Annotated in this window: 21 protein-coding genes; 11 read left to right on the top strand and 10 right to left on the bottom strand. The window is 54.6% G+C overall.

Annotation, left to right across the window (positions count from 1 at the left end; translation table 11 throughout):
* Positions 1-8: 8 nt before the first annotated feature.
* The 3 genes from GRI39_RS05605 to GRI39_RS05595 all read left to right on the top strand — a co-directional run bounded on the left by GRI39_RS05605 (position 9) and on the right by GRI39_RS05595 (position 6,411).
* Entirely contained in the window at positions 9-1,730 is a 1,722-nt protein-coding gene (locus GRI39_RS05605) for an alpha/beta hydrolase-fold protein (RefSeq protein ID WP_160738741.1), read from the top strand.
* A 102-nt stretch (positions 1,731-1,832) separates the two neighbouring features.
* Positions 1,833-4,865 (top strand): TonB-dependent receptor domain-containing protein, encoded by a 3,033-nt coding sequence (locus GRI39_RS05600; RefSeq protein ID WP_211371468.1) that lies wholly within the window; start codon positions 1,833-1,835, stop codon positions 4,863-4,865.
* Positions 4,866-4,965: 100 nt separating this feature from the next.
* Entirely contained in the window at positions 4,966-6,411 is a 1,446-nt protein-coding gene (locus GRI39_RS05595) for a M20/M25/M40 family metallo-hydrolase (RefSeq protein ID WP_160738739.1), read from the top strand.
* Between the two features lie 45 nt (positions 6,412-6,456).
* On the opposite strand, the gene GRI39_RS05590 is transcribed toward GRI39_RS05595, so the two are convergent.
* On the bottom strand, positions 6,457-6,984 hold the full coding sequence (locus tag GRI39_RS05590; protein ID WP_160738738.1) for a MarR family winged helix-turn-helix transcriptional regulator: 528 nt from the start codon (positions 6,982-6,984) through the stop codon (positions 6,457-6,459).
* 122 nt (positions 6,985-7,106) lie between these two features.
* Here GRI39_RS05590 and GRI39_RS05585 point away from each other — a divergent pair, with 122 nt between their 5' ends.
* The 6 genes from GRI39_RS05585 (at position 7,107) to GRI39_RS05560 (ending at position 14,991) form a co-directional block, all read left to right on the top strand.
* Positions 7,107-9,248, top strand: a complete 2,142-nt coding sequence (locus tag GRI39_RS05585; protein ID WP_160738737.1) for a S9 family peptidase — start codon at positions 7,107-7,109, stop codon at positions 9,246-9,248.
* Positions 9,249-9,355: 107 nt separating this feature from the next.
* Positions 9,356-9,841: a DUF3830 family protein gene (locus tag GRI39_RS05580; protein WP_160738736.1), complete on the top strand. Its 486-nt coding sequence runs from the start codon at positions 9,356-9,358 to the stop codon at positions 9,839-9,841.
* Positions 9,841-11,145, top strand: coding sequence for an NAD(P)/FAD-dependent oxidoreductase (locus tag GRI39_RS05575; RefSeq protein WP_160738735.1), 1,305 nt, complete (start codon positions 9,841-9,843; stop codon positions 11,143-11,145). The genes GRI39_RS05580 and GRI39_RS05575 overlap by 1 nt, the downstream gene beginning before the upstream one ends.
* A 25-nt stretch (positions 11,146-11,170) precedes the next feature.
* Positions 11,171-12,082: a bile acid:sodium symporter family protein gene (locus GRI39_RS05570; RefSeq protein WP_160738734.1), complete on the top strand. Its 912-nt coding sequence runs from the start codon at positions 11,171-11,173 to the stop codon at positions 12,080-12,082.
* Positions 12,079-13,287 carry a pyridoxal phosphate-dependent aminotransferase gene (locus GRI39_RS05565; protein ID WP_160738733.1) on the top strand — a complete coding sequence of 403 codons (1,209 nt, stop codon included), beginning with the start codon at positions 12,079-12,081 and terminating at the stop codon, positions 13,285-13,287. The genes GRI39_RS05570 and GRI39_RS05565 overlap by 4 nt, the downstream gene beginning before the upstream one ends.
* Positions 13,288-14,991 (top strand): DUF885 family protein, encoded by a 1,704-nt coding sequence (locus GRI39_RS05560; protein ID WP_211371467.1) that lies wholly within the window; start codon positions 13,288-13,290, stop codon positions 14,989-14,991.
* A gap of 67 nt (positions 14,992-15,058) precedes the next feature.
* Here the strand turns inward: GRI39_RS05560 and GRI39_RS14700 are convergent, their stop codons facing one another.
* The gene (locus GRI39_RS14700; protein WP_281351824.1) at positions 15,059-15,187 is read right to left on the bottom strand and encodes a hypothetical protein; all 129 of its coding nucleotides are present in this window, start codon (positions 15,185-15,187) and stop codon (positions 15,059-15,061) included.
* Between the two features lie 362 nt (positions 15,188-15,549).
* On the opposite strand from GRI39_RS14700, the gene GRI39_RS05555 reads away from it, so the two are divergent.
* Positions 15,550-17,805 carry a sensor domain-containing protein gene (locus tag GRI39_RS05555; RefSeq protein ID WP_160738732.1) on the top strand — a complete coding sequence of 752 codons (2,256 nt, stop codon included), beginning with the start codon at positions 15,550-15,552 and terminating at the stop codon, positions 17,803-17,805.
* A gap of 36 nt (positions 17,806-17,841) precedes the next feature.
* Here GRI39_RS05555 and GRI39_RS05550 read toward each other — a convergent pair whose 3' ends face one another.
* On the bottom strand, positions 17,842-18,300 hold the full coding sequence (locus GRI39_RS05550; protein WP_160738731.1) for an META domain-containing protein: 459 nt from the start codon (positions 18,298-18,300) through the stop codon (positions 17,842-17,844).
* Positions 18,301-18,516: 216 nt separating this feature from the next.
* On the opposite strand from GRI39_RS05550, the gene GRI39_RS05545 reads away from it, so the two are divergent.
* Entirely contained in the window at positions 18,517-19,539 is a 1,023-nt protein-coding gene (locus GRI39_RS05545) for a LacI family DNA-binding transcriptional regulator (protein ID WP_160738730.1), read from the top strand.
* 48 nt (positions 19,540-19,587) lie between these two features.
* On the opposite strand, the gene GRI39_RS05540 is transcribed toward GRI39_RS05545, so the two are convergent.
* The 7 genes from GRI39_RS05540 to GRI39_RS05510 all read right to left on the bottom strand — a co-directional run bounded on the left by GRI39_RS05540 (position 19,588) and on the right by GRI39_RS05510 (position 26,605).
* On the bottom strand, positions 19,588-20,151 hold the full coding sequence (locus GRI39_RS05540; RefSeq protein ID WP_160738729.1) for a septal ring lytic transglycosylase RlpA family protein: 564 nt from the start codon (positions 20,149-20,151) through the stop codon (positions 19,588-19,590).
* 167 nt (positions 20,152-20,318) lie between these two features.
* Positions 20,319-21,548 (bottom strand): argininosuccinate synthase, encoded by a 1,230-nt coding sequence (locus GRI39_RS05535; RefSeq protein ID WP_160738728.1) that lies wholly within the window; start codon positions 21,546-21,548, stop codon positions 20,319-20,321.
* A gap of 116 nt (positions 21,549-21,664) precedes the next feature.
* Positions 21,665-22,144: a hypothetical protein gene (locus tag GRI39_RS05530; RefSeq protein WP_160738727.1), complete on the bottom strand. Its 480-nt coding sequence runs from the start codon at positions 22,142-22,144 to the stop codon at positions 21,665-21,667.
* Positions 22,145-22,376: 232 nt separating this feature from the next.
* Positions 22,377-23,117 carry a molybdopterin-dependent oxidoreductase gene (locus GRI39_RS05525; RefSeq protein ID WP_160738726.1) on the bottom strand — a complete coding sequence of 247 codons (741 nt, stop codon included), beginning with the start codon at positions 23,115-23,117 and terminating at the stop codon, positions 22,377-22,379.
* On the bottom strand, positions 23,104-23,790 hold the full coding sequence (locus GRI39_RS05520; RefSeq protein ID WP_160738725.1) for a cytochrome b/b6 domain-containing protein: 687 nt from the start codon (positions 23,788-23,790) through the stop codon (positions 23,104-23,106). Before GRI39_RS05520 ends, GRI39_RS05525 begins: the two co-directional genes overlap by 14 nt.
* Positions 23,790-24,545, bottom strand: a complete 756-nt coding sequence (locus GRI39_RS05515) for an SDR family oxidoreductase (protein WP_160738724.1) — start codon at positions 24,543-24,545, stop codon at positions 23,790-23,792. The genes GRI39_RS05520 and GRI39_RS05515 overlap by 1 nt, the downstream gene beginning before the upstream one ends.
* Positions 24,542-26,605: an NAD(+) synthase gene (locus GRI39_RS05510; protein ID WP_160738723.1), complete on the bottom strand. Its 2,064-nt coding sequence runs from the start codon at positions 26,603-26,605 to the stop codon at positions 24,542-24,544. The genes GRI39_RS05515 and GRI39_RS05510 overlap by 4 nt, the downstream gene beginning before the upstream one ends.
* Positions 26,606-26,640: the final 35 nt, after the last annotated feature.

The raw sequence follows: 26,640 nt of genomic DNA, 5'->3' as shown, positions 1-26,640 counted from the left end.
GGGTTTAGATGATGACGATCAAGGGAATTTTGCGCAGCGCAATCGCAGGGGTGGCTCTGATTGCAGCCCCTGCAGCAGCTGAGAGTTTCAAGATCACAGTGCCCAGTGATGCTGCCGATGGCCCGTTTGATGGGCGTGTGCTGCTGATCTTTTCTAAAGATGATGCAACCGAACCGCGCTTCCAGGTCAAAGCCGCTTATGATGGGGCGCAGATTTTCGGGGTGGATGTCGATGGGCTGAAACCCGGTGAAAGCGCCACTATAGACACCGGAACGCTCGGTTTCCCTCAGGAAGATCTCTCCATCGTTCCTGCGGGGAAATATCAGGTGCAGGCGGTTCTTCATCGCTATGACACCTACCATTTGGCGAATGGGAAGACTGTCAAACTGCCCGCCCCACGCGGAGCCGGCCAGAACTGGCGGCTTGAACCGGGCAATCTGTTCAGTACGCCGCAGAGTGTGGACTTTGATCCATCCCGCGAAGGAGAGGTCGCGATTGCGTTGAATGAGGTGAACCCTCCCATAGCGGAGCCGGAAGACACCAAATATATTCGTCATATCAAGATCAAGAGTGAGAAGCTGTCCAAATTCTGGGGCCGTGATATCTTCCTTCGGGCGCATGTTCTGGTGCCGGAAGGCTTTGATGAACATCCCGAAGCGCATTACCCGCTAATGGTCTTTCAAGGCCATTTCCCGGCAGATTTTGGAGGCTTTCGTACCACTCCGCCGGATGAGGATATCAAATGTGAATATAGCGATCGCTTCTCCATGCCTTGTTACAACAAGGTTGAGCAGCAGGAGGCCTATGATTTCTACCAGAAGTGGAAATCTGATGATTTTCCGCGCTATCTGGTGATCGAGATTGACCATTCAAACCCGTATTATGACGATTCCTATGCGGTTAATTCGGCCAATCTCGGGCCTTATGGCGATGCGCTGACCTATGAATTGATCCCGGCGGTCGAAAAGCAATTCCGTGGGTTGGGCAAGGGCTGGTCCCGCTTCCTTTACGGTGGTTCGACAGGCGGCTGGGAGGCACTCGGTGTTCAGGTGAAATACCCTGAGGAATATAATGGTGCTTTTGCCGCTTGCCCTGATCCAATCGATTTCAGGCGCATGATGCTCACCGATATTTACGAAGATGACAATGCCTACGGCTTCATTGGCCCGTTTGGCCGTGTCGATCATCCCGGCCATCGCGATTATCTGGGCCAGGTGACCTATACGATGGAGATGGAAAACCGCCTTGAACTGGTGCTGGGCGATAAGAATCGTTCCGGTGGGCAGTGGGATATCTGGGAAGCCGTGTTCTCTCCGATGGGTAAGGATGGTTATCCAGAGCGCCTGTGGGACAAGCGCACCGGCAAGATCAATCCAGAGGTCGCGGCCTATTGGAAAGAGAATTTCGACTTGCGCTACATCATGGAGCGCGACTGGAAGACGCTGGGGCCAAAGCTCCAGGGCAAGGTGCATATCTATGTTGGCGACATGGATAATTATTACCTGAATAATGCGGTCTATCTGATGGAGGATTTCCTCAAGAAGACTGATCCGCCCTATCAGGGTGAAGTGGATTATGGCGACCGGGCAGAGCATTGCTGGAATGGTGACCATGCTAATCCCAACGCCATTTCACGGCTGCGCTACAACACGTTTTACCTGCCCAAAATATTGAAAAGAATTGAAGATTCTGCGCCGCAAGGTGCGGATCTGACAAGTTGGAAATACTAAAAAAGAGCCGGTTTCAAGGCTCGTAACAAGGGACTGGCGGTGGCCTCGGTTCACCGGATGGGAGAGCTTTGCCTGTTTGAATACACGCAACAATGGGGGTTCATGATGATACGTCAAATACAGAAAAAAGCCTTGTTAGCTACCACTGTGCTCATGGGAATGGGCATGTCGGTTCACGCGCAGGCGCAGAGCGTTCCGGCCGCAGACAGCAATGATGATGACCTTTCTGGCGCCATCGTGGTGACTGGTTCACGCATTCGCTCAGCCAATGAAGAGAGCGTCAGCCCGGTTGTCCAGGTGAGTTCACAGGAATTTGCTTCACGTGGTGTGACGCGTGCTGAAGACATGATTAATCAGCTTCCGCAGGTTTTTGCGGCGCAAGGGTCGTCCAATTCCAATGAAGCAACGGGAACAGCGCAGGTCGATCTTCGCGGCCTTGGCCCAACCCGTACATTGGTGCTCGTGAATGGGCGTCGCCTGTCCTACGGTTCGCCCAAGTCGATCCCGTCAGACATCAATCAGATCCCGACGGCGCTGATTGAAAATGTTGAAGTGCTCACTGGTGGTGCGTCTGCTGTCTATGGTTCAGATGCCATTGCAGGCGTGGTCAACTTCAAGCTTAAGCAGGATTTCGAGGGCATAAAGATCGATGTCAATCTTGCCGGCTATCAGCATAATAACAGTTCTGACAGCCTGCGTGATCTGCTTGATGAGAGTGGTTATGCGAAGCCAAAAGACAGTGTCTGGAATGGCTTTACGCAGGAATATTCGGTTGTCGTTGGCACGAACACTTCTGATGGCCGCGGCAATGTCACGGCCTATGGGTCTTATCGCAAGATCAATCCTATCCTGCAAAAAGACTATGATTACAGTTCTTGCGCCCTTGCCACTTCGGGTCCGAACGGCGAAAATTATGCCTGTGGCGGGTCGGGTTATAACTTCCCTGCCAATTTCACGAATACCAGCCAGCTCAGTGGTGTACCCACTCAGTTCCGCGCTGATAATGGTGAATTTGTAGAAGGCCGCAAAACGTTCAATTACGCGCCATACAACTATTATCAGCGCCCTGATCAGCGCTACACATTGGGCGCGATTGGCCATTATGAGCTGACCTCCGGCATCGTCCCCTATTTTGAAGTCGGCTATATGGACGATACGTCCACCGCTCAGATTGCGCCGGGTGTGATTTCTGGCGGGATCAACGGAAGCAGCGGCGGCATCAATTGCGACAACGCCTTTCTGTCCGATCAGCAGGCGCAGTTCCTTTGCGGCGCAGCAGGCCTTTCAACCGGCAGTATTTACGATGCAAATGGCGCCTATGTCGGGCCTGAAGCGGTGGCAGATGGCGTTCTGATTAGCCGCCGCAATGTCGAAGGCGGAAACCGTCAGGATAACATCCATCATGCCACGTTCCGCATGGTCGGCGGTGTCCGTGGCGACATCAACGATGCCTTCAGCTACGATGTTTCTGCGACCTATTCCAAGGTCAATTATGATAGCCGCTTCTATGGCAATTCGAACACCAACCGCTTTGCCGAAGCGCTGAATGCGGTTGTTGATCAGCGGGCCGGATCGGACACATTCGGCCAAATTGTATGCGCGATCAATGCTGATGGCATCAGCGGTAATGATAATCCCAATTGTGCGCCTCTCGATCTGATCAGCGGCAATCGGGCGAGCCAGGAAGCAGTTGATTACATTTCTGAAGTACAGACCATCACCGGCAGCACCGCGCTGACCGACATCGTCGCTTCGGTCAGTGGTGATCTTGGCCAATATGGCATGACCCTGCCTTGGGCAGGCAATGGCATCGGCATCGCTTTCGGTGTCGAATATCGCAAGAACACGCTCGATTATAACCCTGACCAAGCCTATCAGAATTCAGCCGAACCTGAATATCCGGTCAGTGGCTCCACCACGGCCAAGGAAATTTTCGGCGAAATCAATATGCCGATTGTTGAAGATCAGCCTTTCTTCAAGCTCCTGTCTGTCGAAGGTGCTTACCGTTATTCGGATTATGATAGCGGCTTCCAGACCCACACTTACAAGGCAGGGCTTAACTGGGCACCGACCAATGCACTGCGCTTCCGTGGTAGCTATCAGCGGGCCGTTCGCGCACCTAATGTGATCGAATTGTTCGCCTCGCAGTCCAAATTCGAAGTGGAACTGACCGAGCTTGCCAATGGCTCCTTTGATCCATGTTCCGGTGAAACGCCCTTTGCGACATTTGAGCAATGCGCCAATACCGGTGTGACCGCTGCGCAATACGGCAATATTGTCGACAACCCATCAGGCCAGTTCAATGCACTGATCGGCGGCAATCCTGATTTGAAGCCGGAAAAGGCAGATACCTGGGCTTTGGGTGCGGTGTTTACACCAGCCTTTGTTCCCGGATTCACCATGTCAGTCGATTATTTCAACATCACTGTGGCCGATCTGATCGGCAGTGTGAATCCCAATCTGTCGCTCAACAATTGCCTGTATGATGCAGATGAATATTCATGCTCGCTTATTAAGCGTGGGCAGGGCGGCACGCTCTACCTGACGAATGACGGCTATTTTGAACGGATCAATCTGAATACCGGTTCGCTCAAAACCAGTGGTTTCGATCTTAATGCCAACTATCGCCTTCGCACGGATACGATGGGTTCAATCAACTTCAATCTGGTTGGGACCTATCTCAGCAGTTACAAAACAAAGCCGCTGCCAACATCACCTGAAGCCGATGTTTATGAATGCTCAGGGCTTTACGGTGGCCTCTGCGGTCGTCCGCGTCCTGAATGGCGGCACAAATTTGTCACCAGCTGGAACACGCCATGGTCGCTTGATCTCAATCTGACCTGGCGCTTTGTGTCGGCTGTTAAGGTTGCTCAGACCAGTAGCCAACCGGCGCTTGAAGGAAGCTATGCCGAACTCAATCGCAAGTTGAATAGTCGCAGCTATTTTGACCTTTCGCTTGGCTACGATGTGCTGGACAATGTACGTCTGACCTTTGGTGTGAACAACATTCTGGATAAAAATCCGCCACTTACCACCACTTCGGCGATCGAAGATGGCGGCAATGGCAACACTTATCCGCAGTTCTACGATGCCACTGGCCGTTACATCTTCTCCGGCCTTTCGGTGAAGTTCTGACTTTAGTTCTGTAAATGACTTTTGGAGTAGTCATTTACAGTCCCTGGGATAGCCGAGCCTTCGGGTTCGGCTATCTTGGCGTTTTCAAAAGGGGGTATTCGTGACCAGATCTTTATTCCAGGCACCTCTTGCAGCCTGCGCGCTGTCATTGATGATAGGCGGCGCGGGGCCAGCCTTTGCAGCGGACAAAGTGCCAGCCGCATGGCACGCCGGGCAGCAGGATAAGGCTGATGCGCTGAACTTGTTGGAAGAACTGGTTGCCATCCCAACCTTCAAAGGCAGCGGCAATATGCCAAAGCTGATTGATGTGATTGAAGGGAAGCTGATCGACGCAGGCTTCCCCAAGGATGCGATCCGCCGTGTACCGGTGAAAGATGGTGATGAAACCTTGGTGGGCCTCATCGTCCGCTATGAAGGGCGCGATCCTGCGGCAAAACCGGTGGCTTTGCTTGCCCATATGGACGTAGTGGGGGCGGTGCCAGACAATTGGCAGACCGACCCTTATGAACCAGTGGTCAAAGATGGTTATCTTTACGGGCGTGGGACGCAGGATAACAAGTTCGGCGTAGCTGTTCTGGTTTCCACATTTGCGCGGTTGAAGCGTGAAGGCTGGACCCCTCAGCGTGATCTGTTGCTGGCTTTTTCAGGTGATGAAGAAACCGGTATGATGACCACCCGGGCCATTATCGCCGACCCGCTTGTTTCACGGTCGGAATTTGCGCTGAATTCTGATGCTGGAGGCGGTGAAATTACTGCGGATGGCAAGCCGGTAGCGTTCGGAATGCAGGCGGCTGAAAAGACGTATGCCACCTTTATTATCTCTGCGAAAAATTCCGGCGGGCACAGTTCAGTGCCGCGTGAAGACAATGCGATTTATGATCTGGCCCATGCCCTGATTGGCGTTCAGGCACTGCATTTTCCTGTCGAGTTCAACGATATCACCCGCGCTATGGTGGAGAAATCTTCGCAGACTGAAAGTGGCGAAATTGCGGAGGCTTTGCGGGTTCTTTTGACCGATCCGACAAATGAAAAAGCGCAAAGCATCGCGCGCAAATACCCCACGGTCAGCAATGTATTATGGACCACTTGTGTGGCAACGATGCTTGATGCGGGCAATGCTGAAAATGCCCTGCCACAAAATGCCAATGCCACAGTGAATTGCCGGATTATGCCCGGAACATCAGTGGAATCCGTCAGGCTGAAGCTGGAGCAGGCGGTTAACAATCCGAAGATTACGGTTAAGCTGGGGGACGAGATTCCTGTCGAAAGCCCGGTTTCGCCCTTACGTGATGATGTGTTCACACCGTTACAAAGTGCACTGAACGTAACCTATGAGGGTGCTAAACTCGAACCGGTGATGTCATCGGGGGGAACTGAAGGGCGCGAATATCGCAGTGCCGGAATTCCAACTTATGGCGCTGGCAGTCTTGGCCGGGTGATGCCCGATGATGCGCGAGCGCATGGTATTGATGAGCGGATCAGGCTCGATTCCTATTATAAGGAACTCGATTATTGGGATCACCTGCTACGCGATATCGGGCAGTGACGGTGAAGGGGGGGGCACCGCTTTCAAGGGCGGCTCCTCATCCCTTTATTCAATGGGTGACTTGCTGAGGTTTTCACCGATTTTCTGCAACGTCTTCACCAATTGTGCCAGGTCTTCTGGCGGAATGCCGTTTGTTGCCCGAATGAACTGGCGATTGACCACCGGGGTCATTTCGCGGAGCTGGGCGTGACCGGCTGGCGTCAGGCTGACCTGTGTGATCCGCGCATCTTCTGCGTCTGGCTCTGTCACCACGAAGCCATTTTCGATCATACGATCGACAATCCGGCTGACGGTAGAGCGTTTGAGCAAAGCCCCTTCGGTGATCTGGCCGATGCTGGCAGGTTCAGTTTCACGCAGTACGGTCATGATCCGGTAGATCGATTTGGACATGCCGCGTTTGGCCAGCACTTCATCCATATCTTCATGATATTTATGATCGGCATGGGCCATCAGATAGAAGGGCGAATTGACCAGCTTGAAGCCAGCTTGTCCCGGATCATAAATCGCCTTTTTGGGCATAGCGCTTGGCTCCATTTCCTGCACGTCTGGCCAGATTACATTCCTAAGTGCCATGCCTCAACTTTGCTCTGTAGCCAACAGCGGGAATGCCCGGCTGGCAAGGTTTACAATATTCTTTTTCACGTGATATTGGTTATATATTCATTGCGACGATCGCAAGTCAGATGGGGAATTTGATGCTGGGCTTTCTGCAAAAAACTGCATTGGTGGCGGGTTTGGGGCTTGGGCTGGCCGCTGTGAATGCTACGCCCGCCCATGCTCAGGCGCTTTCCATTGACGCGCTTTACGGTGATACCAGCATCATCGGCACATCCCCGGAAGGCTATGTCTGGGATGCCAGTGGCACCAGACTGACCTTTTTATGGAATGATGAAGGACGCCCGTTTCGTGATGTCTGGCTCTATGATGTGCAGTCTGGCAAGAAGACAAAGCTGACATCACTTGCAGATATCGAAGGCGCCCCATCTTCCGGAGTGAGCGAGGCCGCATTCCTGAGCGATGGCTCAATCGCCTTTGTGCTGGGCGGGGCGCTCTATCGCTTGAATGAGAATGGAATGCCGCAAAAGATCAGCGGCGCGCCTGCCAATGTCCGGCAATTGGCTCTGTCTTCCGATGGAAAGTATCTTGCGTTTGTGGCTGACAAGGGCCTGTGGCTCGCCAGTGGGGCAGGCGATGCGCCCTATCTGGCGGTGCCCACTGAACCCAAGGTCAATGTGGAGCGCTATGAATGGGCCGGCAGCACCAGCCGTCTGGCTTATCTCCTATCCGATATGCGCCAGACGCGGCTTGTCGAAATCGCCTATGACGCCGGGGGTGAACCCCATCGCGATGTAGTGTCGCGTGCCTTTCCCGGTGATGCGCATAATATTGCCTATCACATTGGCACATTCGATGTGCAGACTGGCACCAGCGCTTTGGTCATGCGAGGCAATGATCAGGATCAGGTGTGGAGCTTTGGCCTGACACCTGATGGCAAGCAGCTTTTCCTCGATAGCAGCGATCTCATGATCAAGGATCACGCGATTGATGTTTATGATCTGGCCAGCGGCAAGCGCACCCCATTCTATCGTAATCATGACGATTCACAGATCAGGCCGGATTGGCAGACTGCATGGGCACCCGATGGCAAGGGCCTGATTACGCTGCTCGATGATGATGGCTTCAACCAGCTTTATCGGATTGACCGGCCTATGGCCAAGCCACGCGCCATCACGAGCGGGGCTTGGGAAATTGCATCCTTTCGCCTCGATCCTGATGATGGAGAGGTCTATTTTGAATCCTCCCGCGATGGGCTCGAAAATCGCAATTGGTATCGCGTCGGCTTATCGGGCGGGAAAATTACCCCGGTCATGCCACGGCCTGGAACGCATGAACCCGTCTTCGGGCCAGACTTCGCCCGCTTTGCTGACCGTTTCAGCGATGATGTGACCCCGCCTGATCTCTATATTGGCAAAAGTGATGCCAGTGGGGCGGTGGCGCAAATCACCCACTCGCCACTGCCGGAGTTTGACAAGGTGCATTGGGCGCAGGTCCGCTATGTGGATTATACCAGCCATGTGGATGGCGCACCGCTCCGGGCGCGGATGATGTTGCCGCCTGATTATGATCCGGGGCGTCCCTATCCGGTGATTGTAGGCTCGGTCTATTCTGATGGTTTGCGCAACCAATGGGGTGGCCGTTCTGCCCATCCCACATGGGGGCTGGACCAGAACCTGGTTTCGCGTGGTTATATTGTCCTGCAGCCGGAAATTCGCGGTAGCTTTGGCCGCGGGGCCAAATGGAACGCGCCGATGCACCTCAGTTACGGTTCGCTGGACATTGATGATATTCAGGATGGGGCGAAATATCTTATCAGCCAAGGCATTGCCGATGCTGACCGGATTGGCATTTGGGGCTCAAGCTATGGTGGGCTGATGACGCTGATGTCTGTGTTCAAAAAGCCCGGTTTTTATGCTGCTGGCGTGGCAGGCGCACCGGCGAGCAATGTCTTCCATGCCTATCCTGAGCAGGAATGGATTATGGGTGCGCCGGAAGGGGAAGGGTTCCCTGAAGGTTATGAACGCCAATCGGCTTATTACCAAAGTGCCGGACTGGAAGACCCGTTGACTATCATCCACGGCACCAAGGATGAAGTGGTCCTCTATGCCGATACGATGGCGCTGGCTGAAAAGATGATCCAGCAGGGCAAGCGGTTCAACCTCGTAACCCTGCCGGGGGTGGGCCATGCATGGGATATGCATGATGGTGCCACGACCCGCTTTGCCTTTCATGCACTGGCAGATTTTTTCGACGCTAAATTGCAGCCAGAAGGCCAATAGAGCGCGGATTTAGGCGTGTTGTGACATCATTTATTTGACAGGTGTTATCGCAACCAATATCGCGTGATTATTCACGTAATAGAATGTGGGGCTGGATGGTCGATAGTATGAAGCGGATCGTAGTTTTTACTGAACAGCGCTCGGGCCTGAATGTTCGTGCGCAATTGCTTGATGATGTTGCCCCGCATAATGCTCAGGTGCTTTGGGATCTGGCTGGAGCAGGCAAGGCTTTCCACGCGATCCATGCGATGTGGACCGGGCCGGAAATCTCTATTCCGATTGATGGCGCAAAGGCGCTTCCCGATTGCGATCTGGCCGCAGTCCCTGCCGAAAATGCCACCAGCTATCCACGCGCTGGCGATATTGCGCTGGTCTGCGCTCCTAAGGGAACATGGCGCGATGGCCCGCCTTTTGACCTTGTGGACGTGGGGCTTTTTTATGGGGATGGCGGGCGTCTGCTGATGCCGATGGGCTGGATCATGGGCAATATCTGCGCCCGTGTGCTGGATGAAGACCGAGGTGCTCTTGCGGCAGGGTGTTCTGCCATCCGCCGAACCGGAGAATGCGCGATTACCATTGCGCGCGACGTTTGATGCTGAGCCGGTCGTCCGCCATTCAAAACAAGGGGCAGTTCCTGTGGGCGAGCGTCGCTCCTGACGCGCCGTCTCATGCGGCGCTGATGGACAGCGTCAGCGCTGATATTGCGATCATTGGTGGTGGACTTGCGGGTGTCTCTTCGGCCCTGCATCTGGCGCAAGCTGGTGCCGATGTCGTGCTGGTTGAAGCAGACCATATTGGTTCAGGGGCTGCACTGGCGAGTGCCGGAGTAGTTGCTCCTCAATTGGTACGTACAACCCCTGATCAGGTGTTGGCAAAGCTTGGCCGTGAAGCCGGTGAGGGCATCCTCAAACTTGTGGCGGAGAGCGGAGACTATCTGTTTGACCTGCTTGATCGATTAGGCGTGGAGTGCGGGGCGGAGCAGAGTGGCTTCATTGCGCCGTCTACATCCCGCCATGCATTCCGTGAGCTTCAGGACATTCAGCAGCAATGGCTGCCCTATCGATCTGACCTCAGGATTCTGGATTTCAAAGAGACTGAAGGCCTTACAGGCTGCAAAGGCTATGCGGCCGCTCTGCTCGATACAAGTGGCGGAATGCTCGACCCGCTGGCCTGTGTGCAGGGTTTGGCCAGACAGGCGCAGCTCGCGGGGGCGCGCATATTTGAAGGCAGCAAGGTTGCCTCAATTGAACGCAATGGCGATGGCTGGAAGGTTCTCACTGCACAGGGCGATATTCGTGCCTCCAAAGTGCTGCTCGCAGCCAATGGCGGCAATGGCGTGTTGCATCGCAATTTGGCGGGCACGACTTTGCCTTTGCCGGTCATTGAAGTGGCGACTCAGCCGCTCAGCGCCGCAATGCGGGCGGAAATTCTACCTCAGCGCCATGCGCTGACGGACCTTGAAGCCGATGTATTTTCCCTTCGCTATGCTGATGGAAACCGTCTGGTGACGGCATTTCCCTCCAAGGGCCATCCCAGCGATGCAATGATCGAAAAGCGGGTGAATGATCGGCTCAAAGCGATGCTGGCCCATTATCACCCGGTAAAGCTCGATTATGTCTGGCGCGGGTTGGGGCAAGTGAACAGCGATCTGCTGCCGCGCGTGGTGAGGGTGGATGAGAATATGCTCGCCATTCAAGCCTGCAATGGCCGTGGCCTGGGAATCAATACGGTGATCGGCCGTGAGGTTGCGCTGATGATGAGCAGGGGTGGAAGTACACGCATTACGCCGCAACCCCCGCGCAAAATATCCGGATTTCTTATTGCCCGTTATCTGCCATCATTGATCATGTCAGGGGCCTTGATGGCCAAGCAAGTGCGGCAACGGTTGGGGTTTTAGGCGTGGGCACAGGGGTATAGTGAACATGGCAGATCTCTTCAGCATAATCAGTAGCTGGCTGCTTCCACTGTCGCTCTGGCTGATTATGTTCTCCATGGGGTTGGGGCTTGAGGTCGACGATTTCCGCAGGATCGGCATTCATTCCCGCGCCTTTCTACTGGGCGCTTTTAGTATGATGGTGCTCGTGCCGCTGGTCGGGGCGTTCTACGCATTGACGCTGGCACCAACGCCAGCCCTCGCGATGGGTTTGATCCTGCTGGCGACATGCCCCGGCGGTATCCTTTCCAACCTGATGACAGACCTCGCACGTGGGAACGTTGCCTTGTCGATGTCACTCAGTCTGTTTGTCAGCCTGATTTACATTTTTACGCTGCCATTCATTGCCTCTTTCGCCTTGGTGATCATCTTTGGGCAGGGGGCCGAGATGGACATTCCTGTATGGGATTCCTTCTCCAAAATCCTCACTGTCACGCTGTTTCCAGTGGCCAGCGGTATGCTGGCGCGGCGCGTGGCTGGGGTGACTTTTGCAGGCCAGGCCCAACCCATCATCAAAACCGGATCGACCGCGGTTCTGGTGGTGATCTTCCTGATGATCGTGGTGCAACAATGGCCCACGATCGCCAGTTCCTTCGGCGTTGTGATGGGTGTGGTGGTGCTGATGAATGTCACCAACCTTGGCCTTGCGCTGCTGATCGCTCGCCTCTCCGGCCTAGCCCGGCCAGAAACGGTGGCCATCGCGATGGAACATATCATCCGGCAGGAAGCGACCGCGATCTTTGTGGCGGTCTCGCTCCTCCATCGCAACGATATGTCGCTGCCGATGATCATCAACACTTTTATCGGAATGCTGGTCGGCGTTCCTGCTGTGGCATGGCTGCGGCGCAAGGCTGCAAAGCCTGCTGACCCATCCTGCATCCATATGGAGAAGCCACTATGATTTCCCCGGCCCGCCGGATCACCGAAGGCACGCCTAAATCTTTCGGCATGTATGAAAAGGCGCTGGCGCTTGAAGCGCAGGGTGTGAAGCTATTTCATATGGAGTTTGGCCGCCCGTGCCAGCAAACGCCGGAATTGATCAAGCAGGCGGCAATCGATGCACTGGGTGCAGGCCATGTGCATTATTCGGACCTTCAGGGAGAGCTGATCTTCCGTGAAGAACTGGCCAAAAAACTGAACCGCTATAATAAAATTCCCGCAGTGGCAGATGATATTCTGGTCACCAATGGCCTGACCCACGGTTCCTATGCCGCCATCATGGCGAGCGTTAATCCGGGCGATGAAGTCATTTTGCTGGAGCCATATTATCCCCAGCATGTCGGCAAGATTGAACTGGCAGGCGGCATAGTGGTGCGCGCTCCACTTGATGCGGAAAATGGCTTTGCGCTCAATCCCGATCTGATCCGGCCCTTCATCACAAACCGCACCAAAGCGATTATGCTGATTAATCCCTGCAACCCCACAGGCCGGGTCTATTCAAGCCAAGAGCTGGAAGGCCTTGCCGCCATAGCCATCGCACATGATCTGCTGGTGATCGCTGACGAAGTCTATGAAGAGATCATTTTTGAAGGCGAGCATATCAGCATCGCAACTTTGCCGGGCATGGCAGAGCGGACCATATCGCTTTTCGCCTTCACCAAGGCCTATGCGATGGATGGCTGGCGGCTGGGCTATGCCACCGGGCCGCAAGCATTGCTGAAAGCCATGCTGAAAATCACCGCCAATGATGTCACTCACGTCAATCCCTTCGTTCAATATGGCGGGCTGGCAGCGCTGCGTGATGGACATGATGCCATGCAGGCCATGCTGGCAGATGACCGGGAAAAGCGCGATGTGGCCGTGGCGGCGCTGAATGCTATGCCGGGTGTGAACTGCATTGCACCGGAAGGCACGATTTATGTCTGGGCTGATATTTCAGGCACGCATATGCAGTCTACCGAGCTTGCCACCCGCATTTTGGAAGAGGCGCATGTGGTGGTGGAGGCAGGCGGCTTTTATGGCCCATCGGGTGATCATTTTCTACGCATATGCTTTGGCTCTGAACCGCTTGAACGCGTAAAGGAAGCCATGGTGCGTATGAGCAGGGTGCTTGATAGTATGGCCGAAAGTGATGCGCAGGGGCAGCTTACAGGGGAGGTTTTGTAAATGAACAGGCGCGCATTGGCTTTGGGGGCCACAGGAATTGCAGTGTTCTCGCTAGGGTCTATGATCGCTCCGCCTGCCATGGCGCAGGCGCGGCAGGATGAAGCGATGAGCACCACCACCAACACCGGCACAACACCGGCAGCATTGGTCAACCTGTTTGATGATTGGCGCGAAGTGGCGGAGCCAGCCCGGCTCAATGGCGCACCCGATTTCAGCCAAGATGCACTGAATAGCCAAGCCGCCATGCTTGAACAGATGCGCACGCGCCTCAAAAATCTCGACCGTAGCGGGTGGAGCAAGCGCGATGTAGCCGATGCGCAATTGATCGAAGCGGAAATGAACGGCCTCGATTTTGATCTGCGCGTTCGCCAGCCTTGGGCGCGCGACCCGTCCTATTTTGCCACTGTCTTTGGTGAAGAGAGTGATGTTCCGGCCCATGAAGGGCCATCCGCTGATGTGATCGATCTGTTCACCTATGATTACCCGCTCTCTGCCTCAGATGCAGCCAAGCTTGAGGGGCGGCTGAAAAGTGTGCCCGTGTTGCTCAAACGGGCGAAAACCTATCTGGCAAACGGCAATGCGCGCGATTTGTGGCAATATGGCGGGCGTGCCTTTGCTGGGCAGGCGGCGACATTGGATGAACTGGCCAAGGGCACGCTCAAAATGCGTACGCTGGAAGGCGAAAAGCACGCATCACTGGAAGGCGCGCCGTCCTCCTTGCGCAATGCAGTGGTGGTTGCGCGCGATGCCAGCACTGAATTTGGGGCGTGGGTCAAACAGGAAGCTGCCAGCAAAACAGGCCCGTCCGGTGTCGGTAAGGAAAATTATAGCTGGTATATGCGCCATGTGCAGCTTGTGCCCTATGATTGGGATGAACAGGTCACGCTGCTGCAACGCGAGTTGGATCGCTCCCTTGCCGGGCTGGCGATGGAGGAATGGCGCAATCGCAAATTGCCGCCGCTTGATCCGATTGCAGATGTCGCCGCCTATAATGCTTTCGCAAAAGACAAGATGGCGCAATTTATCGACTTCGTGATCGACACGGGCTTTGTGCCGGATAAGCCATATTACAGGCAGGCATTGGAAGCGCAGACGCTGGATTATGTGCCACCGGAAAAGCGCGTGTTTTTCTACCATGTCACAGCGCGTGACCCATGGCCGCTTTATTCCCATGATATTCACTGGGTCGAACTGGCACGGCTGAAGCATGAGCCTGACGCTTCACCCATTCGGCAAAAACCGCCACTTTACAATATTTATGCAGCGCGTTCGGAAGGCTATGCCACGGCCTTTGAAGAGCTGGTGATGCAGGCGGGGCTCTATAAGGAGAACCCGCGCGGGCGTGAATTGGTGTGGATCATGCTGGCCAATCGCGCGGCCCGTGGTCTGGCATCACTCCATGTTCAGGCAAATGAGATGGATTTGAAACAGGCAGGCATTTTCCATTCCGAATGGACGCCGCGTGGTTGGGCAGACCCGGAATCCGATCTGGTGGGCTTTGAGCAATTGCTCTATTTGCGGCAACCTGGCTATGGAACGAGCTACATTGTCGGCAAGCAATTGCTGGACGATCAAATTGCCCGACGTATCCACGCAGCGCAAATGCGTGGCGAAGCGGCCAACATCCCGCAGATTTTCGCCGAGATCATGGCTGAAGGCATTGTCCCATGGCCTTTGATGGATACGCAGGTTCCCGAGAAATGAAAGCGTACTGGCAAGATTTCTTGAGGGGATGTTGCCAGCGCGCTTCAATGCGGCCCGGCCAGATCATTTAAGCAAACAGATCTATCAATCCATGCGGCTGCCAGCGCAGATATTGCGGTGCGGTTGAAACCTGTGCGTCAAGCTTGGTGGCGGGGTGCCATGACCATGGCAGATTGTAGAGTGCAGGTTCTGGCAATTGCACAGCCTCCCTTGAGCAAGTGCCTGTCAGCCATTTTCTGCGGAACATTGGCATTTGGGGCGCTCATCAAATGCCTGACGGACAGCGCTTGTACGTAGGGCGGGCAATAGGTCGCCAGCAACATATTGTCAGGGCGTTAACTTATGGAGCCGGTCACGGCAGCGGACTGTTGAAGGTTTTTGTTTGTATATCCAAGCGATTGCGCGGGTTTTGGCAGCTTTCTGTGTGACTGAATAACAAAATCGATAGGTGTAAATACGTAATTCGATAGCTGCTTGTTAACTCTTTCCATTTACCGGACGAATGATTGGAAAGAGCGTGAGTTTCAGATGAATCATTTTGCTCGATTGACTGGAGCCATGACGAGCTTTCTTCTGGGTTCTCGTGTCGATGTTTCCCCACGTGTGGCGAAAAGTTTGACGAGCGGGCTGTTCACCTCTTTTGCGATGTTTGCAGGTGGAGTGATCAATTCCATCGCATTGGCCATTATTGCCGCTCTGCGCCATCCATCCGCTCTGTTTCTTGTCTGGCTTCTGCTGGAATGCATTATTGGTCTGACACGATTTATGATCCTCATTCGCGGTAGAAGGAATATCCGGCAAGGGATGCCTGTGCCTCTTGCAAATGCGGCCTTTATGGCTTGCGCTTGGGCCGCATCAGTGGGGTTTGGTACGGCAATCTCTCTTTTTAGTGGAGACTGGCTGCTCGCAACCATCGTGTGTTTTTCGGCTGGGGCAATGATCAGCGGCATTTGCCTGCGCAACTTCGGAACACCCCGATTGGCGATAGTGATGATGGCGCTGGTGCTTATGCCTAGCGTGATTGTATCACTGTTTTCTCCGGAGCCTCTGCTTCTTGTTTTGCTCCTCCAGGTACCAGTTTTCATGTTCGCACTGTCGTCTTGTGCGTTCAAGCTGAACAAGCTCTTTGTCTCGCGCATTACTGCGCTTCATGATCTTGAGCGAAGTGAAAAGTTCAATCGGGCTATCTTCCAATCCAGTCCCGATATTTTCCTTACCTTGGACGAAGGTTACAAAGTTACCTTCGTCAATCGAGGTGACGATTATGGAATCAGCATTGAGGATGTCATTGGCAAAAACTGGCTAAGCCTGTTGTCAGACGATGACCGTGTGGCAGGCATGGAGTTGTTGAAAGGCATTGCCACCGGAAGCAGCAGTGATGTGTTCAAATTCTATAATGAAGCATCTCGCAGCTATAGATGGTATCATATTATAGCGACGAGGATTTCCGGTGATACCAACGGAATATTAATCGCCGCGCGTGACATCACGGAGCAGAAAAGTTCTGAAGACAGAGCGCTCTGGGCGGCGCATCACGATCCGCTCACAGGTTTGCCCAATCGGACTGTGTTGCAGAAGTCGCTTGATGCGATCGTGAACAAACCCGATGTTCCCTCCGCGTTGCTACTGCTGGATGTCGATAATTTTAAAGTTGTGAACGATATTTTCGGGCATGAAGCGGGCGATGCCTTGCTGAAGTTTTTCGGTAAATGCTTGCAGGTCGCAGTTCAGGATAAAGGTCTCGTCTCCCGCATTGGCGGGGATGAGTTTGCGATCGTTTTGTCGCCTGCATCTGAAGCGGATGTCATGGCGTATTCAAAACGGATTTACAGTGAATTGCGCGCTGCCTTCATGCATGACGACAAGCCTTTGGAGTGCAATGCCAGTATTGGCGTCAGTCTCATCCCACGCGATGGCGCCCAACGGGCTGAAATATTGAAAGCGGCTGACATCGCACTGCATTCTGCCAAAGCTGAAGGGCGTGGAAAGATAAAAATCTACCATCCCGAGATGATGAGGAAATTCAAAGCGGGGCAAGCAATGCTGACTACCGCGCGCGCAGCCCTGCAAAATGATACGATTGTGCCGTTCTATCAGCCTAAGGTTGCTCTGGAAGGCGAAAAGACAACCGGTTTTGAAGCTTTGTTACGGGTCGTTAACACAAGAGGCGATGTCTATGGCCCAGCGGCCATCAAGGCGGCCTTTGATGACCCGATGCTCGCTCCGCTTATCAGTGACCGGATGGTCGACAAAGTTCTGGCTGATATTCAGCAATGGCAGCAATCTGGCGTTTCCTTTGGTCATGTCGCCATCAATGTTTCAGCAGCCGATTTTCGGATGCGGGACTTTGCTGAAATGATCGATAGCAAGCTGGTGGCGGCCGGTGTTGCACATCATTGCATTCAGGTCGAAGTCACCGAAACAGTCTTTCTTGGTGATGGTGCGAGCTATGTTGAGGATGCCCTGCAGCGCCTGAGAGCGATGGGCGTCAAGGTGGCGCTCGACGATTTTGGGACTGGCTATGCTTCCCTGTCGCATCTGGTAGATTATTCTGTCGATGCACTGAAAATTGATCGGTCGTTTATCCAGGGAATTGGCAAGGATGATAAGGCCGATGTTATCGCCAGTATGGTGGTGAAACTTGGTATCTCACTGGGGCTCGAAGTGGTTGCAGAAGGCATTGAGCAAGATGCCCAAGCGGCGGCCTTGCTGGATTTGGGCTGTGCTACGGGGCAAGGCTTTCTGTATGAGCAAGCCTTGCCCTTCGCTAAAGTGGCACAGTGGATCAGTGCGAGAGAACATTGCGCGATCTGAATTTATGCCTACCCGCCGAAAGTCGGTGCGTGCGGGTTACTTTCTTATAGGCCGCCAGATAATCGTATCGCCATAGGGTTGCAGTGACAGGGAAAGCAGGCCGTCTGAAATCGAATAGCTGCGTACATCTTGAAGCTGCTTGGCCAAGAGTGTGTCGAGCGAACCCGTCGGGCACATCACCTTGGTCATTGCAACGGGGCTGATGGTCAGCGAACCTGCGCCGCCGCTAGTCACATTCTGGCTCCATTGTGCCGAACCACGGTTGCAATCAAGCTTGGCGAAAAGCTGGCCGTTATCACCAAAAGTGATCGTATACTGCCCCTTTTCGAGCTTGGGTGTGTTACCGCTAATTGTGTGCGGCGTGAGCAATTCCCAGCTCGTTCCAGCCAGCTCGCGAATGCTATCGCCAGTTGTTAGCTGAGAATTGGTAGCGCAACCTGCGAGAAGTAACGGGGCAAGGCCGAGCAGGATTTTTGTAGTTTTGTTTGTCATCATCTCGTTATTCTAAAGTTGCTGCCTATGTGAAGGCCATATAGTAGCATAACCGAAATGTTCTCTTTCTTCGCATAAATTCCGCAAAAGGAGAGCAGTTTGCAGTAAAACAAACGCTCCATTTAGAAATCTATGCGGTGATTTGCCTTTCGCTGTCATTTTGTGATTGACGCTGCACTGCTTTGCAGCACAAGCCTTTCCTGCAGGAGGGCAAGCTCAATGAACCAGGTTTTCGATGCACGTGTAACTATGGCGGATGTCGCTAAAGAGGCGGGTGTGTCTCTTAAAAGCGTATCGCGCGTCGTGAATGGCGAAGCGCATGTTTCTGCTTTTTTGCGTGAAAAGGTTGAAGCTGCGGTGGCCCAGCTCGGCTATGTGCCGCATATGGCGGCCCGGTCATTGGCTGGAAACCGGGCATTTGCGATTTGCCTTTTGTTCGACAACCCTTCGCCTAATTATAAAATGAAAATCCAGACGGGCTGCTATAAGGCCTGCTGGGAAGCTGGCTATCAATTGCGGATTGAAGAGGTTGAACCGGTTTCATTATGGGAAGACATGAAGCCGCAGCTTGTCGCTATTCTGGGTAACCGGCACTGCGATGGGCTGATTTTGACACCACCCCTGGCGGATAATCCACAAGTGCTGGATTTCATTGAAACCGTGGGCCTACCTTATGTCCGCATCGCCCCTATGCTGGACCCGAACAGGTCCAAAGCCGTCGAGATGGACGATTATGCTGCGGCAGGAGATGTGGCGCGTTTGCTGGTGGCCAAAGGGCATCGGCAGATTGGCATGGTCAACGGCCCGGAGGACCATGGCCGATCAGAGGTACGGCGCAAAGGTTTTCTCGAAACATTGCAGTCACTGGGCACGGACTTCCATGTGACCGAAGAATTTGGTGATTTTACCTTTGTCAGTGGTATTACGGCAGGCAAAAGCTTGCTCAACCGGGCGGAACGGCCCACCGGAATTTTTGCGGCGAGTGATGATATGGCCGCAGGAGTGATGAATGCTGCCCAGCAGATGGGACTTAACGTACCAGATGATGTGTCGGTCTGCGGCTATGATGACGGGATTATCGCGATGACCGTGTGGCCCTATCTCACCACCATTCAGCAACCCATCACCGATATGGCGGAGAATGCTGTGCGGATGTTGCTGGATTGGTCTGACACGGCAAAAGTAACCAAGCAGATCGGCTATCAACTGATAGAGCGAGATTCTGTTACTGCTGCCGGGTAAGCCGTTTCAGTAGGCATGAAAAAGGCCCGTTCGGGGCCTGAAAATCGATCAGCTTTGGAGCAGGGCCAGGGTCACATGGCCACTTCCGGCACCGCGTATCCCTATCTCGCGGGCAGCGGCTTCTGAAAGGTCAATTACACGATTATGCGCATAGGGGCCACGGTCGTTGATGCGCACAATCACGGATTTACCGGTGCGGGCATACGTCACCTTGACCTTGCTGCCAAAGGGCAGGCTGCGGTGGGCAGCGGTCAACTGGCTGGGATCGAAGGTTTCACCATTGGCGGTGCGGCGACCACGAAATTTCGGGCCGTACCAGCTCGCTTCACCAGCGCCGATGGCCTGTGCATCATCATCAATCGCAGAGCTGGCCGAAATGGCTGCATCGTCATCATCAAGGTCAATGGCAGGATTGGCATCTGTGCCATCATCAGTAGCTGAAGGTTCAAAGCGCGGAAGGTTGGTTTCCAGCCCGGTCAATGTCCCGGAAATGGGAACAATCTCAGGGTTCGCGGATTCTTCTGCATGACCCGGTGCAAAAGCCAGAGCGAGGCCCATGAGGCCTGCGCTGCCAAGTACTGTGTAACGCTTCGAAATGCCAAAGACATTCATGGTGATAGCTACTCCCGTCAGCCATGAGGTGACGGCTGGAATAAACCTTGGTCGCTATCAATACCACCCACCCAGGGGCGCTCGATCCCGTTTAGGGCTCCATTCACCGTAGTTGAAGGGGCTGGTTCGGAACCCGTTGCGACGAACCGAGGCCAACCCCCGTTAAACTACATATCGCGTTTTGCGAGGAGTCGAAGACGCAAGGCGTTGAGTTTGATGAAGCCGCCAGCGTCCTTCTGATCATAGGCGCCAGCGTCATCTTCGAAGGTGACATGGCGTTCAGAATAGAGGCTGTCGGGGCTCTTCCGGCCCACCAGATGCACTCCGCCTTTATAGAGCATCAGGCGCACAGTGCCGTTCACCTTTGCTTGGCTCAGGTCGATGGCAGCCTGAAGCATTTCACGTTCAGGGCTGAACCAGAAACCATTATAGATGAGTTCGGCATATTTCGGCATCAGCTCATCCTTGAGGTGGGCTGCACCGCGATCGAGAGTGATCTGTTCGATACCGCGATGGGCGACGGCATAGATTGTGCCGCCCGGTGTTTCATACATCCCACGGCTCTTCATGCCGACGAAGCGGTTTTCTACCAGATCAAGGCGTCCAATGCCGTGCTTGCGGCCTAACTCATTGAGCGCAGTCAGCAAGGTGGCAGGGCTCATCGCTTCACCATTCAGCGCGACACCGTCGCCCTTGGCGAAATCAATGGTGACATATTCCGGTGTATCGGGTGCTTCTACCGGGGAAACCGTGCGGGAGAAAACATAGTCAGGCGTTTCTTCCCATGGATCTTCCAGCACTTTACCTTCGGATGAAGTGTGCAGAAGGTTCGCATCGGTGGAGAAGGGGCTTTCGCCGCGCTTATCCTTGGGCACGGCGATCTGGTGCTTTTCAGCCCAGTCGATCAGTGCGGTACGTGATGTCAGCTCCCATTCGCGCCAGGGTGCGATCACCTTGATATCGGGATCAAGTGCATAGGCGGACAGTTCAAAGCGGACCTGATCATTGCCCTTGCCGGTCGCGCCATGGGCAATCGCATCAGCACCGGTTTCGCGGGCGATTTCGATCAGGCGCTTGGAAATCAGCGGGCGTGCAATGCTGGTGCCGAGCAGGTAATCGCCTTCATAGCGTGCATTGGCGCGGAACATGGGAAATACGAAGTCACGCACGAATTCTTCGCGCACGTCTTCAATATAGATATGTTCATCCGGAATGCCCATGGCCCGAGCCTTGGCGCGTGCTGGTTCGATTTCTTCGCCCTGACCCAGATCAGCGGTGAAGGTCACCACTTCACAATTATACGTCACCTGCAACCATTTTGCGATCACGCTAGTGTCTAACCCACCTGAATAGGCGAGGACAACGCGTTTGATCTTGGAGCTATCGGTGTCGGACATTGGCGAGAACCTTTGCGAATAAAATAAGCGAGGCTGCGCCTATCAGGGCGATGACGGCGATTCAATGGCTATGATGGCCAGATATTGCGGTTTTCAGGACAGAATTTTTCGAGATGTTAGAATTTCTTGCCGTGAAGTTGGGGATTCATATCGACAATGTGATTAAGCCAGGCGCGCGGCTTGCGCAGAAGCTTTTGGGGATAGTCCACTTTTACGCCCCCGATCGCTGCAATCGCGCCAACGAAGTGAATGCAATTGCGCGTGTCTAGGTCATAATATTTGCCCGGCGCATCCCGCCAGGCGGCCACCTCTTTCTTCATCCGGAAATATGTGGCGTCGCTCACTGTTATGGTGAAGTGGCGATTGGTTTTGCGGATGTATTTCTCTTTTTCCACATACATCATATGTTTGACCGGTCCAGCCAACACATTGGGTCCGATGTTGGCGGCAGAAAATCCGTAGTTTTCATGAATTTTCTTGCCGGTACTGTCCAGCGTGCCTTCGAATACGACGAATGTGTGCGGGAAGCGCCCGAACAGTGACCCATTGAAACTCTGGAATGAGACTTTGACCGCAGCCTGAGCAGGTGCGGCCATCACCAAGCAGGCAGCGATTATGCAAAACGCAAGCCACAGGCGTGTAACCATGCGAAGGAGAACACGTGTGAATAGCATAATACGTCTCGCGTCTGGATATCGTTTTTGATCGTGCAGCTTGGACGCTGGCGTGATGTGCGACTTGGCCTTGAGGGCCGTGACCTAAAGGCAATTCGTAACCAATTGATAAATGGCGCGCTGCAACGTGGCTATCCGAGGGTGAGTGATGAACTCAGATCCCGGCATACCATGCGTAATTGGCGCGATCTTCCCAATAGCCACCTTTGCCGCCTTCCACTGCGCCAAGCTCTGCCACTGCTTCAATCGCGGTGAGATATTTGGCGTGTTTGTAACCCAATTGCCGCTCGATCCGCATCCGCAAGGGTGCGCCGTTGGCGATGGGGAGGGGGGCATCGTTCAGCATATGGGCGATGATCGTTTGCGGATGGTAGGCATCCACCAGATCGACGCTTTCATAATAATCTGACCCGCCAAGTTTATCGGCGCAGCGGAAAATGATGTAGCGTGCTTCATCAGACAGATAGGCCTGATCGAGCAATATGCCCAATTGCGGGCCGGTCCATTTGCCAATCGCGCTCCACCCTTCAACGCAATCGTGCCGGGTGATCTGCGTGCGCTGAGGAAGCGCGCGAATATCATCGAGCGAGAGGGATAATGGGTTATTCACCAGCCCGCGCACTTCCAGCCGCCAGTCGGCAAAATTGTTTGCCGCCGCTGCTTCGTAAGCCGGGGTGGCCGGGTTCAGCGTGCCATTACCGCGAAAATAGGGCGAGATATCCTGTGGCGAAAATTCCGGGGCTAAAGCTGTGTTGGAAGCGAGGGCGCGATGGGCCTTGCGGTGCCAATCCTCTGCGCGGTGGAGCAGGCTGGCCATCGGCTCCGTTTCCGCCACTTTGGAGCAGCCCGCCACCATGGCCCCGGCAAGGCCTGCCAGCAGATTACGGCGTTTCATCGCGCGAACCTCCCAAAATCATCGCCTTCAACTGGCCGATCGGGCCGGACAGGAAAACCAATGCGACATGCAATATCAGGAAGCCGAACAACCCCCATGCGCAGATGAAATGGATCGAGCGTGCGCTTTGCCGGCCACCGAAAATATCGAGCAGCCACGGCCATGCGGCATCCATTGCCGGGCTCATCGCCATGCCGGTAAAGATCATCAAGGGCAGCATGATGAAGATCACTAAGCCATAGGCGGCTTTCTGGAGGAAATTATATTGCCCTGCGCCATGGCTGAAATCCAATCTCAGATGGGCGCGGATATCGGCCATAATCGAGGATTTGCGCCATTCCTTCAGGCGCGTGGCAATGTCTTTGCGGAAATGCCCGTTAATCACAGACACCACCATAAAGGCGAGCAGACCAATCGCGAAAACCCAGGCGAAGAGCAAATGCCACTGCCGGGCGGCGGCCAGGCTGTAATAGCCCGGAATAGTCGCCCAGCCGGGGAAATTGGGAATGAAGGCCCAAGCCTCAGAAGGTGAAAAACCAGCCTGCCCCCAATAGAGCCGTGGATGCGCGTTGGAAATATTCAGTCCGGACATGAACAGGATCACCAGACACAGCAAATTAATCCAATGCCAAAGTCTTGTGAACAGCCGATGCCGTGGAGCGCGCCGTTTCATCAGGCAGTCTCGCGCGCAAGATACAGCACATCGCGTGTTTGCGGCACCAGATGCTGTCCGGAATCGACAAAGAGCGTCTGGCCACTAGCGAGCCAGCCTTGCGCCAGAAACAGCGCAGCTTCTGCCACTTCTTCGGCACCCGTGCGGCGGTGGAGCAAATTCATGCGATGCGATGTTTCAGCCTCTTCTGCGGTCTGATCATGGCTGGGCAGAATAGCGCCGGGGGCAAGGCCGTAAATCCGGTCATCCCCATCTGCTGCCATGCCCATCATCGGGATCGTTGCGGCAAGGGCGTGTTTGCTCATCGTATAGCTGAAGAAATCAGGATTTGGGTTGGCGATTTTCTGATCGGTAATCTGGATCACCCGCCGCCCGGTTTTGGCGCGTGCGCTGCGCAAGAAGGCCTGTGCCATGCGCACCGGGGCCTTGGCATTTACCTGCATCACTTCGGAAAAGACATCGGGAGACAGGTCCGTCACCGCATCGGGCGGGAAGATTGAGGCCGAATTAATCAGCACACGCCAATCATCAAGCCGGGCGGCCAGATCTTCGATCATCCCCAAGCCGGCACCTGATTGGGCGAGGTCGCATGACACGCTTTGGGCAGAGGGAAGCTCGGCTGCCAGAGCTTCAGCCGCATCGCGCGAATGGTTATAATGCACCACCACATGCCAGCCATTCGCACCGAAATGCCGGGCGATTTCCGCACCGATCCGCTTAGCTGCGCCGGTGATGAGGACTGACGGGCGGCTCATCCCTTGGGCACCTTAGATTCCAGTTCCGCCAGCCACAGATCGGCCACAGCATCAGACGGTGCACGCCAGTCTCCGCGCGGAGATAGCGCGCCACCGGCGGACACTTTCGGCCCGTTGGGAATGGCGGAGCGTTTGAACTGGCTGAAAGCGAAGAAGCGGCGGAGGAACTTTTCGAGCCAGCTACGAATGGTAAGCAGGTCATATTCGTTCTTCTTTGCTTCCGGGAAACCCGCCGGCCACAATCCCCGCTTGGTATCTCGCCATGCGTGCCATGCCAGAAAGGCCACTTTGGACGGGCGCTGCCCGAACCGCACAATATGGTGGAGGAAAAAGTCGTTCAGCTCATAAGGGCCGATCTTGGCCTCTGTGCTCTGCATTGCGCCATCGGCGCCTGCGGGCACGAGTTCGGGCGAAATTTCCGTGTTCAGAATATCCTGAAGAATAGCGTGGGTTTCGGTGTTGAACTGCTTTGTGGTGGTGCTCCAATTGATGAGATATTGGATCAGTGTTTTCGGGACACCGGCATTCACCGCGTAATGGCTCATCTGGTCGCCCACGCCATAGGTGCACCAGCCCAGCGCCAATTCGCTCAAATCGCCAGTGCCGATCACGAAGCCATTATAATGGCCGGCAAGGCGGAAGAGATAATCGGTGCGCAGGCCCGCCTGCACATTTTCGAAAGTGACATCATAGACTTCTTCGCCCTTGGCGACCGGGTGGCCAATGTCCTCCAGCATCCGCGTGGCCGCGGGGCGAATGTCGATTTCCTCGCCCGTGATGCCCAGCGCCCACATCAGCTTCCAGGCGTTTTCCTTGGTGTAATCGGACGTGCCAAAGCCGGGCATCGTATAGCCGCGAATGATCGAGCGGGGCAGGCTCAGCCGGTCACAGACCTTGGCCGCCACGATCAGGGCATGGGTAGAATCCAGCCCGCCGGAAATTCCGATGACCATACATTCCGGCTTGGTCGCTTCGAAGCGGCGCATGAGCGCATCGACCTGAATGTTGAAAGCTTCGTAGCAATCTTCATCCAAGCGGTTCTGGCGATTGGGCACGAAGGGGAAGCGGCGGATCGGACGGTTAAGGCCAATATCGCCGCATTTGGGGCTATGATCGAAACGCACCGTGCGGAAATGCTTTTCCGGGTGGCTGCTGGCTTCTGCGGCATCGTTGAAGCTCTGCATCTGCATCCGATCTTGCAGGATACGTTCGCAATCGACATCAGCGATACACAATTCAGCGCGCAGGCTGAACCGCTCGGATTCCGCCAGCAGATCGCCCAATTCATAAATCACGCCCTGGCCATCCCAGGCCAGATCCGTAGTGCTTTCACCATGCCCCGCTGCCGAATAGACATAGGCGGCAGAGGCGCGCGAACTTTGCGAACGGCACAGAAGGTGGCGCTCATCCGATTTGCCGATGGTGATATTGGAGGCAGAAAGATTGGTGAGGATCGTTGCACCTGCCAGCGCGCCTTGGGTGGAAGGCGGGGTGGCGACCCACATATCCTCGCAAATTTCCATGTGGAAAATGAAGCTGGAAAGCTGATTGCTGGCAAAAATCAGATCGCTGCCGAAGGGGGCATCCATATCGCCCACGCGGATGGTCATGTCGGCCACATTGCGGCCATGGGCAAACCAGCGCTTTTCATAGAATTCACGGTAATTGGGCAGGAAGCTCTTGGGCACCACGCCCAGCAATTTGCCCGATGCAATCGCCAGTGCGCAATTATACAGCCGCCCATTATGGCGCAAAGGCGCGCCGATCAGCAGTACCGGGGTGAGGCCCGCGCTCGCCGTAACAATCTCACCCACCGCATCCTCTACCGCATCGAGCAGCGCAGACTGGAGGTGGAGATCATCCATTGCGTAGGAGGAGAGGCACAATTCCGGATAGACCAGCAGATCGACATGCGCATCATGTGCACGCTGCGCTTCGGCCAGAATGGCATCACGGTTGAAGGATACATCAGCGGTGCGGACCTGCGGCGTGCTGGTCGCCACACGAACAAAGCCGTGGGTGTGCAAATCGTGAAAGGGCAAGTCTGTCTGGCCGCTCATGCGCCGTGTATCTCCTTGGCAGTTCTCGCAAGCTT

Origin of the sequence: Altericroceibacterium indicum, assembly GCF_009828105.1 — a bacterium.
Taxonomy (GTDB): Bacteria; Pseudomonadota; Alphaproteobacteria; order Sphingomonadales; family Sphingomonadaceae; genus Altericroceibacterium; species Altericroceibacterium indicum.
The sequence above is the reverse complement of the archived record's forward strand: the minus strand, read 5'-3'. Positions and strand labels throughout refer to the sequence as shown.